The following is a 15062-nucleotide window of genomic DNA, read 5'->3' as shown; positions in this document are numbered from 1 at the left end:
AACAAATAATGACCGATACACAAGCCGTTAAGAATTATTTACTGTCCTTGCAAGCAAGTATTGTTGCCGCGCTTGAGGCTGCCGATGGCCGTCAGTTTATCAGCGACAGCTGGGAACGCCCCGATGGAGGTGGAGGTATTTCCCGCGTCATCGAAGAAGGTCAGGTATTTGAACGTGGCGGGGTTAATTTCTCCCACGTCATGGGCAATAATTTGCCGCCCTCGGCGGCTGCCAGCCGCCCGGAACTGGCAGGCAGAAAATGGGAAGCCATGGGTGTCTCCCTCGTGTTACATCCGCGCAATCCCTACGCTCCGACAGTACACATTAATGTGCGTTTTTTCACCACCCACGCTGAAGGCAAAGATGCCGTATGGTGGTTCGGTGGTGGTATGGATCTGACGCCGTATTACGGTTTTGAGGAGGATGCCCGCCATTTCCATCAGACCTGTAAAGACGCATTAACGCCGTTTGGTAGTGATTTACATCCGCGCTTCAAAAAATGGTGTGACGAGTATTTCTATTTAAAACATCGTAAAGAAGCACGCGGTGTCGGCGGCATTTTTTACGACGATTTCAACGAGTTAGATTTTGCGCAAAGTTTTGCGATGACCAGATCGGTCGGTAACGCCTTCATCCCTGCCTACCTGCCGATTCTTGAAAAACGCAAAGTACTCTCCTACGGTGAGCGCGAGCGGGATTTCCAGGCATATCGTCGTGGTCGCTATGTTGAGTTCAATCTGGTGTTTGACCGCGGTACACATTTTGGCCTGCAATCAGGAGGAAGAACAGAATCGATCCTGATGTCCATGCCTCCGGTAGTGAAATGGCGTTACAACTGGACTCCGGAAACTGACAGTGCAGAGGCGCAATTAACCAATCATTTTCTGGTGCACAGGGAATGGGTTTAAATAGCAGAGATCCTTATTGCGCCTTGGTTCTGGGTGGTAGTTTTGATCCTGTCCATATTGGCCATATCGCTTTGGCAAAGCATCTGTGCAATGTACTTAAACCGGATGAATTACGCATAATCCCGGCTGGACAGCCGTGGCAAAAATCCGCTCTGAAGGCTACATCAGAGCAAAGAGTCAGCATGCTGAAACTGGCTTTTGAAGCATGGTCAGACTGTAAGCTGATCATTGATGAGCAGGAAATACGACGCGCAGAAGCCCATGTCGCCAGTTACACCATAGAAACGCTGCGCGAACTGCGGACAGAACTGGGGGCGCAAGCCTCTATCTGTTTTGCTATGGGAGCAGATCAATTGCTGAATCTGCACACATGGCATCAGTGGAAAGACTTATTCAGCGTCGCGCATTTATGTGCGGCAAGTCGTCCCGGATTCGATATCAACCTCGCCGTCCCTGAAGTAACACGAGAATGGCAGAAAAGATTGATAAGTCCACAAGAAATGCGCACCAGTGCTGCCGGTGGAACATATCTGGACGCAAGTCTGGCGGTTGATGTATCTGCGACCGAACTGCGCAAAGAATTAAAACAGCATAACCCGACAATCAGATTGCTAGTCACTCACAAGGTGCTAGACTACATACAACAACATTCAATTTATCAAAAATAATGGATATTAAAAAATTACAAACACTCGTCATTGATGCTCTCGAAGATGTGAAAGCACAAGACATACAATTGTTTGACACCACGCATCTGACCAGCCTGTTTGACCGTGTGCTGATCGCTTCAGGTACATCGAATCGTCAGACTAAGGCATTGGCCGCTTCTGTGCGTGATAAAGTCAAAGAAAATGGCGGCACTATCGTCAGCATGGAAGGCGAAACCACGGGCGAATGGGTACTGGTCGATCTGGGCGACATGGTTGTGCATATCATGCAACCTGCGATCCGCGCCTACTATCGTCTCGAAGAAATCTGGGGCGACAAACCGGTCAAACTCGGCGCAGCAAAACGTACGGCAAAAGCAGTAGCACCAGCAAGCGCTGCTGACACTGCAGAAAAGCCCAAACGCACACGCAAACCTGCGGGCAAAGCAGCACCGCTGGAAGTCACTCACGACATGATGGCGATTCAGACCACAATCGATGACGAGAAAAAGCCGGCACGCAAACCCCGTACCGTAAAAACAGCGGATGGTGAAACAAAACCCGCACGAAAACCTGCTGCCAGCAAAGCAGCCGATGGCGGAGCTGTGAAAGCCCCCAAAATTCCTACCGGCGGTCGAGTCAAAGTTGCAGCAACGAAAACTGCAGTCGCATCGGCAAAAGAAGCCGCGGCCAAACGTCCTGCCCGTAAGAAAACAGCCGAGTAATCAGCGCTGTTCTGAACCCCAAATGGCTGCCTTGTGCAGCCATTTGTTTGGGTCAGATTATTCGTTTCATCTCAGTTTTAAAAAATATCATGCAACTCATCATCGCTGCAGTTGGTCATAAAATGCCGGAGTGGATAGAAACGGCTTTTCAGGAATATGCAAAAAGAATGCCGCCTGAGTGCCGGATTCACCTGAAAGAAATCAAGCCTGTGGAACGCTCCGGCAGTAAAACAGCGGAAACAGTCATGGCATTAGAACGCGCGAAAATCGAAGCCATCATCCCCAAAAACGCGCGAGTCATCGCCCTGGATGAGCGCGGTAAAGACTGGACCAGCGTCGCCCTCTCACAAAATCTGAGTCAATGGCAACAGGACGGGCGGGACGTGGTATTTGTCATCGGCGGAGCTGATGGCCTGGATGCAGAGTTCAAAGCAAAAGCAGATACACTGATCAGAATTTCCAGTCTGACATTACCGCACGGTATGGTCAGAGTCGTGCTGGCAGAACAGCTTTACCGTGCGTGGTCCATCACACAAAATCACCCGTATCATAGGGTGTAATTTGAGTAAAGTAAGACAATGCAACAAGAAAATAAAATCTACCTCGCATCAAAAAGCCTGCGCCGCCGCGAGTTGCTGACCCAGGTTGGCATAGCGTATGAATTGCTTCTGCTCAGAGATGCGCCACCGCGTGGCCCGGACGTCACTGAAATTGTGTTACCCGGAGAATTACCACACGATTACGTCCGCCGTGTCACCCAAGAAAAAGCCGAAATGGCATGGAGAGTCATGGCTATGCGCAAACTAGCGCTGCGTCCGGTGCTGGCAGCAGACACCACCGTCGTAATCAATCAGCAGATACTCGGCAAGCCGGCAAGCCGCGATGAAGCCGTTTCAATGCTCACGCTGCTGGCTGGTAAGAAGCACGAAGTACTGACCAGTATAGCGGTCCGGCATGAGCATGGTCTTATCGCGGCAACACAGGTGTCAGAAGTCAGCTTTGCCGCTTTAAGCGAACAACAAATCCAGGCTTATTGCGACACACCTGAACCCTACGATAAAGCCGGTGGCTATGGCATACAAGGTGCTGCAGCACGTTTTATTTCCCACATCAATGGCAGTTATTCTGGCATCATGGGCTTGCCTTTGTTTGAGACTTGCCAGGTATTACGTCAGTCTGGAATTTTTATCCCTTAATTTCTGAACTTCATGAGCGAAAATCTCCTCATCAATATCACTCCGCAAGAAACCCGCGTCGCCCTGATTTTTCAGGGTGCTGTGCAGGAATTGCACATAGAAAGAACCTTATCCCGCGGCCTTGTCGGCAATATTTACCTCGGCAAAGTCGTACGCGTCCTGCCCGGCATGCAGTCGGCGTTCATTGACATCGGTCTTGAGCGGGCGGCTTTCTTGCATGTTGCCGATATCTGGGATGCGCGACCGCAGGAAGGTAATATGAATGCGCCGCTGACGCCGATAGAAAAGCTGCTGTTCGATGGGCAGGCCATCATCGTTCAGGTCATTAAAGATCCGATAGGAACCAAAGGCGCACGCCTGTCCACCCAGATCTCGATTGCCGGTCGCATGCTGGTGTTTCTGCCGCAGGACACACATATCGGTATTTCACAGAAAATTGAAAATGAAGCAGAGCGTGAAGCACTGCGCAGTAAAGTACAGAGTCTGCAACAACCCGATGAAAAAGGCGGATTCATCGTCCGCACGATGGCGGAAGACGCGTCGGAAGAAGATTTGAAAGCCGACGTTGATTATTTACGCCGCACCTGGTCCACGATTACTCAGCTTGGCAAAACCAGACCACCCACGACCTTGCTGTATCAGGATCTGAATCTGGCGCAACGAGTCTTGCGTGATTTCGTCAATGAAGAGACCGACAATATTCAGGTAGATTCACGCGAAAATTATCTGATGCTACAGGAATTCGCGCGGCATTACATGCCTTCTGTGCTGACCAAGCTTCAACACTACACAGGTGAACGCCCGCTGTTTGATTTGTACGGTGTAGAAGAAGAGATTGAACGCGCCTTAGGCCGTCGTGTCGATCTGAAATCTGGTGGTTATCTGATTGTCGATCAGACAGAAGCCATGACCACGATTGATGTGAACACGGGAAGTTTTGTCGCTGGACGCAATTTTGACGACACCATCTTCAAGACCAATCTGGAAGCAGCGCACGCAATCGCCAGACAACTGCGATTAAGGAATCTGGGCGGCATCATTATTCTCGATATCATCGATATGGAGAACGAAGAGCATAAAGCAGCCGTACTGTCAGAGTTGAATAAGGCCTTATCGCGTGACCGCACCAAATTATCCGTGTCCGGTTTTTCTGCGCTGGGTCTGGTTGAAGTGACGCGCAAACGCACACGTGAATCCCTGGCGCATGTATTGTGTGAAACCTGCCCTGCCTGCAATGGGAAAGGACTGGTCAAAACGGCCCGCACTATTTGCTACGAAATTTTGCGCGAATTATTACGTGAAGCGAAACAATTTAATCCGCGTGAATTCCGTATCATGGCGTCGCAGGTCGTGGTCGATATGTTCCTTGAAGAGGAATCACAACATCTGGCCATGCTCGGTGACTTTATTGGCAAACCGATTTCACTGCAGGTTGAAAACGTGTTCCATCAGGAACAATACGACATCATCCTGATGTAATTTTTCTGCTTATTTCATGCAAAACCGCGATCAATGGGTTGATTACGCCAAAGGCCTGGGCATACTGTTAGTGGTATACGGGCATGTCAGTCGCGGTGTATTTAATGCTGGCATCGAGGTCGATGCAGAGCTGTTCAAGCTGGTTGACAGCGTCATTTACAGCTTCCACATGCCTTTGTTTTTCTTTTTGTCGGGACTGTTTTTTTTGCCGTCCTTGCAAAAATATGGCCGCACCGGGTTAATTGCCGACAAAGTGGACAGCGTGCTGTACCCTTATATTCTCTGGTCATTGTTGCAGGGTTTTATCGAGGTTTTTTTATCCGGATATACCACGTCTTCAACAACGACTGGCGAAGTGTTATCGCTGTTCTGGCAGCCACGGGCGCAGTTCTGGTTTCTGTATGTGTTATTTGCTATTTTCGTTTTGATGGCAATTCTATATCGCGACCGCGAAACTGTTCCCACCTGGGTCTTACCTCTGACAGCGCTTGCCGCCTGGTTTTTACAGCTATTTGTACAACTCCCATTCCCTCTGGATTTCATCGCCAGTTATCTGATTTTCTTTGTATTGGGGACCCGCGCCTTGCACTGGAAAGATATACTCAAAAATCATGCACTCACAACAACTCTATGCGCAGCAGGGATTTTCACGGGACTGGAATATCTGTTTCATGCACAGCTGCATCTGGCCTATACCGATAAGTCTGCGTTGAATCTGGCATTGGCAATCGCTGGCATTGTATTGATCTGCAGCGCAGCGGTGTTACTGGCGCAATGCAATCAACAGTGGATAACATGGCTGGCGATGTTGGGATACTGCTCAATGCCGATTTATCTGATGCATATCCTGACCGGCAGCGGCGTCAGGATAGTGTTAAGCAAATTACTGCACATACAAAGCGCAGCCCCACATTTAATCACCGGCAGCCTGGCAGGATTACTGATACCGGTCGTCGTGTATCAGTTGACCAAAAAAAGAGAGTTATACGGCTTACGTTATTTATTCATGCCACCAGCGGGCTTATCTTTGAAAGTACGTTTAGCTGGGAAATAGCAAAGCAAAAGCGTCCATAGCAGCAATGCGCCCTTCATCAGTTGGGATAACCCAGATCTCAACCCGGCTGTCACTCGCATGTATCGCGCAGATTTCATCGCCTCGCGCGGCAAGATTTTTATCCAGATCTATCCTGACACCAAGATATTCCAGCCCTGCACCGACCTGCTGACGCAAGATCGCATCGTGCTCACCGATACCGCCGGTAAACGCAAATACATCGACGCCGTTCAGGCATGCAGTTAATGCTCCAGCTTCACGAATGACGCGATACGTAAATAAGTCTATCGCAGCCTGGGCCTGCGCCTGTCCGCTGCTGCGCAAGGTTCGCATATCTGCCGAAATACCGGAAACGCCCAGCAACCCGGATTCCTTGTAGAGAGTCTTTTCCAGTTGTTTCGCATTCCATCCCGCCTGCAATAAATGCAGGATGACACCGGGATCAAGAGCGCCGCAACGGGTTCCCATCATTAGTCCGTCTAATGCAGAAAAGCCCATCGTCGTCGCGATACTACGACCCTCTTTCATCGCGCAAATACTGGCGCCATTGCCCAGATGCGCCATCAATACGCGCTGGTCAGCCTTTTCTGAATTCTGGCGCAGACGACCGGCCACATAACGGTAAGACAGACCATGAAAGCCGTAACGACAAATACCCTCATCACGTAAGCGTTGCGGCAAAGCTATCGTGCGTTCAGTCTGAGGCATATCAGCGTGAAAACCGGTATCAAAACAGGCAATCTGCGGCACTTCGGGATAGGCTTTCTGAAACGCCAGTACACCATCCAGATTGTGCGGCTGATGCAACGGAGCTAGCGTATTCAGCGTCCGCAGATAAGTCATGGCGTCATCATCGATCAACACTGACTGCGCGTAGCGGGCACCACCATGCACGATCCTGTGTGCGACGCCTGAGATACGTATGCCAGCACTATGCTGGTCGATTAATTCCCGCAAGGCTTTGAGTACGGCGGCAAACGCGTCACCATCCTCATCCGGCTCAAGATCTGTCAGCATGAACTGCTGCCTGACGCCGTCGGTATCAAATCGGATACGGGGCTGTCCACCTGGCTCCAGCCCCTCTACGATGCCGGACATACTGGCAGTATCGACCTGACTATCGTGCAGAGGATACAGAGCAAACTTAATGGTGGATGAACCGGAATTCACCGATAAAATCGCGCTCTTATTCATGGCGTGTTTTTTCTGTATTCATGCGCCAGCAATTTAACCAGCGCCGCAGAAGCAACCCGGGCAACAGGCCCGTCAGCACGGCTGGTGAGAGCAATCGGTACCCGTGCACCGAGTACCACACCACACGTCGATGCTCCGGCAAGATATTCAAATTGTTTCGCCAGCATGTTGCCGGACTCAAGATCAGGAACCATCAGAATATCTGCGTGACCAGCGACCACAGACGTAATACCTTTGATCCTCGCTGCATCTGCAGAAATCGCATTATCAAATGCCAGTGGTCCATCCACAATCGCACCGGTAATCTGGCGGCGATCCACCATTTTGCACAAGGCCGCCGCATCGAGCGTCGAGGCAATTTTTGGATTGACAGTCTCGACGGCCGATAAGATCGCCACTTTAGGTTCGGCCGTTCCCAGTGCATGCGCGAGCTGAATCACGTTTTGTAAAATATCGGCCTTTTCCAGCAGATCAGGAGCAATATTCAAGGCAGCATCGGTCAGTAATAAGACCTTGTGATACATGGGAACATCAAGGTGAAAAACATGAGACAGCCGCCGCTTAGTACGCAATGCGGGGCAATGAACAACAGCGGCCATTAATTCATCGGTATGCAGACTACCTTTCATTAAGGCTTCCACCTCACCTGCGGCAGCCATCGCAACCGCTTTTTCTGCAGCGGCATGGCTGTGCGGTACATCGATCACTTCGATACCAGAAATATCGAGTTGAGCAAACTCGGCGACTTCGTTCAACTTGGCTGACGGTGCGACCAGCACTGGCACGATCAGCCCTTGTTTCATGGCGTCCAGCGCACCCGCGAGAGAATCGGCGTCACACGGATGCACCACCGCACAACGTACCGGATCCAGGCTGCGCACACTGTCCAGCAATTTTTGCTGACGGGCGCCCAGATCGAACATAGTCACTGTAGGTAAATGCGCGCGCGGGCGACTGACCCGCTCGACAGGTGCGATCACCAGCGCGTTTCCGAACACCACTCGCGCGCCATGCTGATTCACGATTTCACAACTCAGCGTAACGCGTTTTTTTTCATCATCTTTAGCGGCTACCGTCACCGTCGTCGTCAGCGTATCGCCGATGCGCACAGGTTTTACAAAATGCAGATCCTGCTCGAGATAGATCGTACCGGGTCCCGGCAACTGCGTACCGAGTACACTAGAAATCAGCGCCCCGCCCCACATACCATGCGCAATCACTCCGTGGAATAAAGTTTTTCCGGCATACTCAGGATCGAGATGTGCAGGATTCACATCACCCGAAATCGCTGCAAATGCCTGTATATCTGCATTACTCAAAGTCTTGATATCACTGGCGGTCTGACCGATCTGTAATTCGTCATAGATCACATTGACTATCATGTCAGGCACATTGGTATCGCTATTCATGCGGTCATTCATAGTGGCATTCCAGAAAGAGATAAACGTGGAAACAAAAAAACAGACGGATACAAGAAACGATCAATTTACAATATGATAACCAGCATCGACATACAGTGTCTGCCCTGTCATTCCTGAAGAGGCATCACTGACCAGAAATGCGGCAAGCTGCCCGATTTCATCCAGACTCACCAAACGCCGCAACGGGGAACGTGCCACAGCTTTGGACATCAGTGCATCAAAATCCTGCAATCCTGATGCGGCACGGGTCGGTACCGGACCGGGTGACATTGCATGAACACGGTGACCGTTCTGCCCCAATTCCATCGCCAGATATCGTACCAGCGATTCCAGCGCTGCTTTGACCGGCCCCATCAGCCCGTAGTTAGGAACGGCTTCATCTGCGCCCAGATAACTCATCGTGATCAGGCTCGCACTCTGGCTTAAATGCGGTTCACATAAACGCGCCACGCGGGCGAAAGAGTGACAGGAAATATTCATGGCCTGCAAAAAGCCGGTCGCAGAACTGTCGATCACCCTGCCGTGCAAATCTTCTTTCGGTGCCCAGGCAATGGAATGGATAAGAAAATCGATTTGTCCGAGATGGCTCACGCTGGCATTTACAAGAGATTCGAGCGCATCATCCTGCTCAACATTACAGACTATCAGCGGCGCATCCAGCTCTGCCGCCAGAGGTGCAACGAACGTCTGAGCTTTCTCATTGACACAGGAGACAACCAGCGAGGCACCCAATTTTTTTAACACCGCCGCGCAACCATAAGCAATACTGTGTTCGTTGGCGAGGCCGATAACCAAGCCCCGCTTTCCTGCCAGTGAAAAACTACCGCCTGTATTTATCATCGTCATTCCTGTTCTTATTCACAAGTCTTCAAATACGTTCTAACCAAACTGTTTTTTGAAACGTAATATGGTCGCACCGCTGACAATATAACCGATGACAAGAATGCCTGCAAACAAAGGCCACAATATGTTGATGCCAGCCCCTTTCATCAAAATGCCATAACTGGCATTGATGTAGTAATACAGCGGCGACACATACATTCCCCAGCGCATCAGCGTCGGCATCGCTTCGGGCGGCGTCCAGGCTCCGGATAAAAACATCATCGGTGCCAGTATCAGGATCACCATCATACCGGCCTGCGCCATATTGTTCGTCAGCGTTGCAATCCAGATTCCTATGCCCGCCAGCGTGCTGACATACAGAGTGGTTAACGCAAAAAATAACAGCAGGCTACCGCTGACCGGAATAGAAAAGATCGGGACTAAAATGCCAAACAACCCCAGTGCTGTTCCGCCCAGTAAGACCGCCACCATCGCCACAATTTTTGGAATCATAATCTGCAAAGGTGACAACGGTGAGACAAGCAATTGCTCTATCGTTCCGCGTTCTTTTTCCCTGACCATCGCCGCTGCCGGTAGCAGCATAGAAAATAAGGTCACCACGTTGAGCAATTCTGAAATACCCATGAACCAGGCGTCGTTCTGATTCGGATTAAACCAGACCCGGCTGTTATTGTTGATCACCGGCGCATCCAGCGCGGATAAATCAGCACTGAAACCAAGATTGCCTGCCGCCTGCTCCAGCCCGTAGCGGGCCACAATCTGGGTCGCATCAACAGCAGCTAAAAAACCCAGCACAGAATTCGACGCATCAATCTGCAATTGCACAGAAGTGTTATCACCGCGCGTCAGCGCTGCGCCGAAACCCGGAGGAATATCGAGCACAGCCATCGCCTTGCCATCATCAAGCAACTGCTGTCCTTGCTTTGCATGATCGATCGATCCTGCCCAGCGAAACTCCGGCGGCATAAAGCGTCCGGCGAGTTCGCGTGATGCAGCGCTGCGATCAAGATCAAACAACACCAATGCCGCATTATTCAACTGAAACGAAACGCCGGAAGCCGCGTTATAAATATCCGCCGAGAATGCATACAGCACAAACACCAGCAATACAGGATCACGTAAGAGTTGTAATAACTCTTTCCAGATCATCGCCTGCAAACGGCTCCACCAGACCCGGTCAAACAGAAATAGCATGTCAGTTTCCTCGTTACTCAATTATCCGGACGTTTGTGAAACGCCAGAAATCCGGCAGTAAATAAGGCGGCCGCATAGAGAGTCAGTATCAGCAAATCCATCCACAACGCGGCAAAACCAACGCCTTTCAGAAAACTGCCTATCGTAATTTCGGCGTAATACATACCGGGTAAAAGATGTGCAATCACCGCAGCAATGGCCGATAACGATGGGATAGGAATAATCATTCCCGAATACAGCACCGCCGGTACCACGGTCACTATCGCTGTTCCCACCATCGCTGCTACCTGCGTATTCACCATCACCGATACCAGCAAACCGATACCTGTTGTGCAGATCACATACAGTATCGTGGAGATAAGGAAAAACAGCGGATCACCTTTAAACGGCGCACCAAATAACAGCAGCGCAAATCCGCTCAGTGCAAAGGCATTGACGATAGAAATACCGACATACGGCAGCAATTTACCGATCAGATATTCGCCGCGCGACAAGGTCGAGGAATACACGTTATAGATCGCGCCGGATTCTTTTTCCCTGACCACCCCCAGCGCGGTCAGAAATGGCGGTGATAACATCAGGATCACCATGATTAATTTCGGCGCAACCGACCAGATACTTTTAACCTCCTGATTGTAAAGGTAACGTGTTTCCAATTTGACTGGTTGCAAACTGCTGCGTATCTTTTCCTGACTGATACCCGTCATCGCGGAAAAATGTGCCGATAAGTTTTCCACATTAATCGCCGCGTTGATCGCCGTCACATAGCCTTTGGTGGTCAAAGCGCGAAACGGAAACGTCCCGTCTATCCAGGTCTGAACTTCTGCTGAACGCCCGGCTTTCAGGTTTTGTCCGAACTGCGGCGGAATCACAATCACTGCCCGCAAGGTATTATCGATCACCAGCTTTTCCACCTCTTTCTCATGTCTGGCATACCCCTGAAAGGAGAAATAACGGGAATCTGTAAAACGATGTGCATAGTCACGCGAAGTGATAGACTGATCGTAATCGACTATCGCCAGCGGAATATTTTCCACATCCAGCGACAGGCCATAACCAAACAAGAGCATCAGCAAAGACGGTACAAAAAATGCCAGCGCAAAAAATAGCCTGTCACGAACGATTTCGCGCCACTCTTTATATGCGACAACCCGGATACGGCGCAGATTCATTTTTTTTCTCCTCTGGCTTTCGCATCTTCCGCTTCAAGACGCGTCACGATATGCACGAACACATCTTCCATCGCCAGACGTTTCGGTGCTACTTTCAGCACGCCGGTATCTGCAATCACTTCCGTCATCTGACGCAAAGCCTGCTCATCGTCAGGCATCAGTACATGGACTCGTGACCCAAACAAAGCAGCACTTGAGTAACCTGCGGCCTGCAAACGATCCAAGGCTGCCTGCGCATCGCCGGTGTGAATTTCATAAAGTTTTCCCGCTTCTTTTTCGACATCGGCTTTTAACTCATCGGGGGAAGCATCCGCAACGATACGACCTGCATACATCAGCGCCAGATGATCACAATGCTCGGCTTCCGACATGTAATGCGTCGTGACCAGAATAGTTACGTTCTCTTCGCGCGAAAGACGGAACAGCACATCCCAGAATGCCCGTCGTCCCATAGGATCCACACCCGACGTTGGCTCATCCAGAAACAGCACTTGTGGCCGGTGTATCAGCGCGCATCCCAGCGCCAGTCGTTGCCGCAAGCCCATAGGCAGACTGGCAGCCAGTGCTTTACCGAAGGGGCGCAAACCAGCCATGTCGAGTATCCAATCCATACGCGCAGCTGTTTGTTGCCGTGTCAGACCATAGATGCCGGCATATAAGCGTATGTTTTCGAGTACTGATAAATCCAGATACAGGGAAAATGCCTGCGACATATAACCAATACGTTCGCGTATCTGGCGCCCGGCAGTGCGCATGTCAGCACCAGCGACCCGCCCCTTGCCATCGGTCTGACTCAGGATTCCAGTCAGCATTTTGATGACGGTACTTTTTCCAGCGCCATTCGCGCCCAGCAAACCGAAAATTTCGCCTTGCGGCACCTGAAAACTGACCTGATCAACGGCTTTAAAGTCACCAAAAGTCCGACTCAGATTCACTGCTTCTATCGCCAGACCATTATCTGGATGCCGTTGTGCCGCAGGTTGTACTGCGTTACTTTTTTCATCTTTGCCGACCAGCTCTTTTTTTCTCAGCAAGGCGATAAACACATCTTCCAGTTCGGGCTCAAGCACCTCGGTCCGCTGCTGCGGTATGCCTTGCAGACAAGACACGACTTCCGCTTTTGCTGACGCAGGATCTGGCTGATCGACAAAAATCCGCATATCTTGCCCAAGCACTTCCAGCTGCGGGAACGTCTGCGTCAGACGATGTACCGCATCCACCTGCTGCGAGGCATCAGCACAGACACTGCTGACAATAGCGCCTTGCGCGAGCGTTCTGATTTTTTCCGGCTCTCCTGAAGCCAGAATTTTCCCTGCATGCATCAAAGAGACGCGATGAAAACGACTGGCTTCATCCATGTACGCCGTTGATACCAGCGCGGTAATTCCTTTTTCCTTCAGCAGCCGGGAGAGAATGCTCCAGAATTCCCGTCGGGACACCGGGTCAACGCCCGTCGTCGGCTCATCCAGAATGACCAGTTTCGGCTCGTGGATCAGGGTACAGACCAGACCCAGCTTTTGTTTCATGCCACCGGAAAGATTCTTCATCGGACGGTCACGGAAACGCTCAAGCCGGGTGCTGCGTAACAAGGCTTCCTTGCGCGTACGCAGCTCTTCACGGCTCAGTAAACGCAAGCCGCCAAAGTAATCAATATTTTCTTCTACGGATAAATCGCCATATAAATTCTGTCCCAGCCCTTGCGGCATCAGACCGATGCGGTCTTTAATCTGCTCACTGGATTTTTCAGAATTGATCAGGCAGCCGAATACCCGTAAGTCGCCGCCATCATGGGCAAGCACACCTGCCACGGCTTTGAGCAAACTACTTTTACCCGCACCATCCGGCCCGATCAAACCGTAAATTTCACCGGCCTGCACCTGCAGACTGATGCCATCCAAGGCAACGGTATCACCATAGCGTTTAGCGAGTTCGCGCGCATCCACCACTGGTGCGGACGATGCAGAAGATGCAGGAGCACTATCCGCGTCTGGCTGCTGATCAGATTTCATTAGCACAGACAAATTCATTTCCAGCGTGGCTTTTGCCAGGTGACGTTCTCTTTCCAGCGTATAACTGCATCGGCTGGAATACCCGGCATCAGCTTATGTTCAGGATTTTTTGCAATCGCGAGTTTGACCGCATACACCAGTTTCACGCGCTCATCCGTCGTCTGCACTTCTTTAGGAGTGAACTCAGCGCGCGATGAAATATAACTGACGGTCGCCTCATAAAACTGATCAGGTTGCGCGTCGGTATAGATACGTACTGGTAAGCCCAGGCGCAACTGACCGATTTTTGATTCAGGCACATAAACTTTTAAATGCAACTGATCCAGATTGACCATTTCCACGACTGCACCGCCTGGTAACACTACTTCGCCCGGCTCCCGCAGACGCGTCAGGACGATGCCACTTGCAGGTGACTTGATCAGCAAATCACCGAGCACAGAATCGGCTTCCGTCACAGCGGCGGCCGCTCTGTCGCGTTGCGCCCGCAAGGCTTCCACTTCCTGTTGTCTGGCTTTGACTTTATCTGTTCCGAGCCCGGCCTGAGATAAACCTTGTTGCGCACGTCTTACTGCTTCCTGAGCCGCTTTCACATCCGATTGCGCGACCTGCCATGCGAGATCAGCCTGCTCGTAGCGATGACGTTCTATGACACCGCGCTCAAACAGTTCTTTGTGTCTCTGCGCATCGCGCCGTGCCTGCTGTTCAACAGCGCTGGCCTTAGCAAGCACCGCCTGTGCCTGACTGACGCCGGCATCAGCAACACTGACGCCCATCGGCACTTCACGCTGCGCAATATCCAAATTTGCTTGTGCCGCTTTCAATTGCGCATCAGTGGCATTCAGCGCCTGCCTTGCCTGTTCGGCCTTCGCCTGAAAACTGGTGTCTTCCAGCTGAGCGACCACCGTACCAGCCGCCACGGTGTCCCCTTCTCTGGCGAATATTTTGCTGATACGGCCGGGGTACTTAGCGGCAGCGACGATACGATCACCTTCGATACGGCCGCTGGCGGCGATCAGCCCTTCAGGTAGTTTCCGGCTGCTGGCAAGATAATAAAAAAATCCAACGCCAATCACGATGGCGGCAACACCCAGCAATGCCGGGCCGATCAACTTACGATTTTTTTCCATCTGTATTCTCACATTGATAAAGGGGGGCGCAAGGCAGAGACGAGCCTGAGTGCGCTTGTAGTGCGCGGCGACTGCTCGCAATCAGGACCTGAA

At 51.1% G+C, this 15062-nt stretch carries 14 protein-coding genes; 7 read left to right on the top strand and 7 right to left on the bottom strand.

The window, feature by feature from the left end; translation table 11 throughout:
- Nucleotides 1–8: 8 nt before the first annotated feature.
- From hemF to ACOTSW_RS08585, 7 genes are all read left to right on the top strand, one after another.
- Nucleotides 9–908, top strand: coding sequence for an oxygen-dependent coproporphyrinogen oxidase (gene hemF / locus ACOTSW_RS08615; RefSeq protein ID WP_423682192.1), 900 nt, complete (start codon nt 9–11; stop codon nt 906–908).
- On the top strand, nt 899–1576 hold the full coding sequence (locus ACOTSW_RS08610) for a nicotinate-nucleotide adenylyltransferase (RefSeq protein WP_423682191.1): 678 nt from the start codon (nt 899–901) through the stop codon (nt 1574–1576). The genes hemF and ACOTSW_RS08610 overlap by 10 nt, the downstream gene beginning before the upstream one ends.
- Nucleotides 1576–2280, top strand: coding sequence for a ribosome silencing factor (rsfS, locus tag ACOTSW_RS08605; RefSeq protein ID WP_423682190.1), 705 nt, complete (start codon nt 1576–1578; stop codon nt 2278–2280). The genes ACOTSW_RS08610 and rsfS overlap by 1 nt, the downstream gene beginning before the upstream one ends.
- An 89-nt stretch (nt 2281–2369) precedes the next feature.
- Nucleotides 2370–2840: a 23S rRNA (pseudouridine(1915)-N(3))-methyltransferase RlmH gene (rlmH, locus tag ACOTSW_RS08600; protein WP_423682189.1), complete on the top strand. Its 471-nt coding sequence runs from the start codon at nt 2370–2372 to the stop codon at nt 2838–2840.
- Nucleotides 2841–2858: 18 nt separating this feature from the next.
- Nucleotides 2859–3476, top strand: coding sequence for a Maf family protein (locus ACOTSW_RS08595; RefSeq protein ID WP_423682187.1), 618 nt, complete (start codon nt 2859–2861; stop codon nt 3474–3476).
- A gap of 12 nt (nt 3477–3488) precedes the next feature.
- Nucleotides 3489–4955 (top strand): ribonuclease G, encoded by a 1467-nt coding sequence (rng, locus tag ACOTSW_RS08590; RefSeq protein WP_423682186.1) that lies wholly within the window; start codon nt 3489–3491, stop codon nt 4953–4955.
- Between the two features lie 16 nt (nt 4956–4971).
- A complete protein-coding gene (locus tag ACOTSW_RS08585) occupies nt 4972–6009 on the top strand; it encodes an acyltransferase family protein (RefSeq protein WP_423682184.1) in 1038 nt (345 codons plus the stop codon).
- On the opposite strand, the gene ACOTSW_RS08580 is transcribed toward ACOTSW_RS08585, so the two are convergent.
- Genes ACOTSW_RS08580 through ACOTSW_RS08550 form a run of 7 tightly spaced genes read right to left on the bottom strand, consistent with a single transcriptional unit; the run spans nt 5995 to nt 14969 of the window.
- Complete coding sequence (locus tag ACOTSW_RS08580) at nt 5995–7203, bottom strand: acetate/propionate family kinase (protein ID WP_423682182.1); 1209 nt, start codon at nt 7201–7203, stop codon at nt 5995–5997. The two genes, ACOTSW_RS08585 and ACOTSW_RS08580, sit on opposite strands and share 15 nt — an antisense overlap.
- Nucleotides 7200–8624 (bottom strand): bifunctional enoyl-CoA hydratase/phosphate acetyltransferase, encoded by a 1425-nt coding sequence (locus ACOTSW_RS08575; protein WP_423682181.1) that lies wholly within the window; start codon nt 8622–8624, stop codon nt 7200–7202. Before ACOTSW_RS08575 ends, ACOTSW_RS08580 begins: the two co-directional genes overlap by 4 nt.
- 60 nt (nt 8625–8684) lie before the next feature.
- Nucleotides 8685–9464: an enoyl-ACP reductase FabI gene (gene fabI / locus ACOTSW_RS08570; protein WP_423682179.1), complete on the bottom strand. Its 780-nt coding sequence runs from the start codon at nt 9462–9464 to the stop codon at nt 8685–8687.
- A gap of 39 nt (nt 9465–9503) precedes the next feature.
- Nucleotides 9504–10661, bottom strand: coding sequence for an ABC transporter permease (locus ACOTSW_RS08565; RefSeq protein WP_423682178.1), 1158 nt, complete (start codon nt 10659–10661; stop codon nt 9504–9506).
- A gap of 17 nt (nt 10662–10678) precedes the next feature.
- A complete protein-coding gene (locus ACOTSW_RS08560) occupies nt 10679–11833 on the bottom strand; it encodes an ABC transporter permease (RefSeq protein ID WP_423682177.1) in 1155 nt (384 codons plus the stop codon).
- Nucleotides 11830–13842, bottom strand: a complete 2013-nt coding sequence (locus tag ACOTSW_RS08555) for an ATP-binding cassette domain-containing protein (RefSeq protein ID WP_423682284.1) — start codon at nt 13840–13842, stop codon at nt 11830–11832. The genes ACOTSW_RS08560 and ACOTSW_RS08555 overlap by 4 nt, the downstream gene beginning before the upstream one ends.
- A 14-nt stretch (nt 13843–13856) precedes the next feature.
- Nucleotides 13857–14969: an HlyD family secretion protein gene (locus ACOTSW_RS08550; protein ID WP_423682176.1), complete on the bottom strand. Its 1113-nt coding sequence runs from the start codon at nt 14967–14969 to the stop codon at nt 13857–13859.
- Nucleotides 14970–15062 lie beyond the last annotated feature (93 nt).

It is taken from the genome of Undibacterium sp. WLHG33, assembly GCF_049544815.1.
GTDB lineage: Bacteria > Pseudomonadota > Gammaproteobacteria > Burkholderiales > Burkholderiaceae_D > Undibacterium.
This window is presented reverse-complemented; position numbering and strand designations above follow the sequence as displayed.

What these genes read in the sequence shown, in the direction of transcription:
- ACOTSW_RS08575 (WP_423682181.1), bottom strand. Translation starts at nt 8,624, where the DNA reads ATGAATGACCGCATGAATAGCGATACCAATGTGCCTGACATGATAGTC.
- rng (WP_423682186.1), top strand. Translation starts at nt 3,489, where the DNA reads ATGAGCGAAAATCTCCTCATCAATATCACTCCGCAAGAAACCCGCGTC.
- ACOTSW_RS08595 (WP_423682187.1), top strand. Translation starts at nt 2,859, where the DNA reads ATGCAACAAGAAAATAAAATCTACCTCGCATCAAAAAGCCTGCGCCGC.
- ACOTSW_RS08560 (WP_423682177.1), bottom strand. Translation starts at nt 11,833, where the DNA reads ATGAATCTGCGCCGTATCCGGGTTGTCGCATATAAAGAGTGGCGCGAA.
- rsfS (WP_423682190.1), top strand. Translation starts at nt 1,576, where the DNA reads ATGGATATTAAAAAATTACAAACACTCGTCATTGATGCTCTCGAAGAT.
- ACOTSW_RS08565 (WP_423682178.1), bottom strand. Translation starts at nt 10,661, where the DNA reads ATGCTATTTCTGTTTGACCGGGTCTGGTGGAGCCGTTTGCAGGCGATG.
- ACOTSW_RS08585 (WP_423682184.1), top strand. Translation starts at nt 4,972, where the DNA reads ATGCAAAACCGCGATCAATGGGTTGATTACGCCAAAGGCCTGGGCATA.
- hemF (WP_423682192.1), top strand. Translation starts at nt 9, where the DNA reads ATGACCGATACACAAGCCGTTAAGAATTATTTACTGTCCTTGCAAGCA.
- rlmH (WP_423682189.1), top strand. Translation starts at nt 2,370, where the DNA reads ATGCAACTCATCATCGCTGCAGTTGGTCATAAAATGCCGGAGTGGATA.
- ACOTSW_RS08550 (WP_423682176.1), bottom strand. Translation starts at nt 14,969, where the DNA reads ATGGAAAAAAATCGTAAGTTGATCGGCCCGGCATTGCTGGGTGTTGCC.
- ACOTSW_RS08555 (WP_423682284.1), bottom strand. Translation starts at nt 13,842, where the DNA reads ATGAAATCTGATCAGCAGCCAGACGCGGATAGTGCTCCTGCATCTTCT.
- fabI (WP_423682179.1), bottom strand. Translation starts at nt 9,464, where the DNA reads ATGATAAATACAGGCGGTAGTTTTTCACTGGCAGGAAAGCGGGGCTTG.
- ACOTSW_RS08580 (WP_423682182.1), bottom strand. Translation starts at nt 7,203, where the DNA reads ATGAATAAGAGCGCGATTTTATCGGTGAATTCCGGTTCATCCACCATT.
- ACOTSW_RS08610 (WP_423682191.1), top strand. Translation starts at nt 899, where the DNA reads ATGGGTTTAAATAGCAGAGATCCTTATTGCGCCTTGGTTCTGGGTGGT.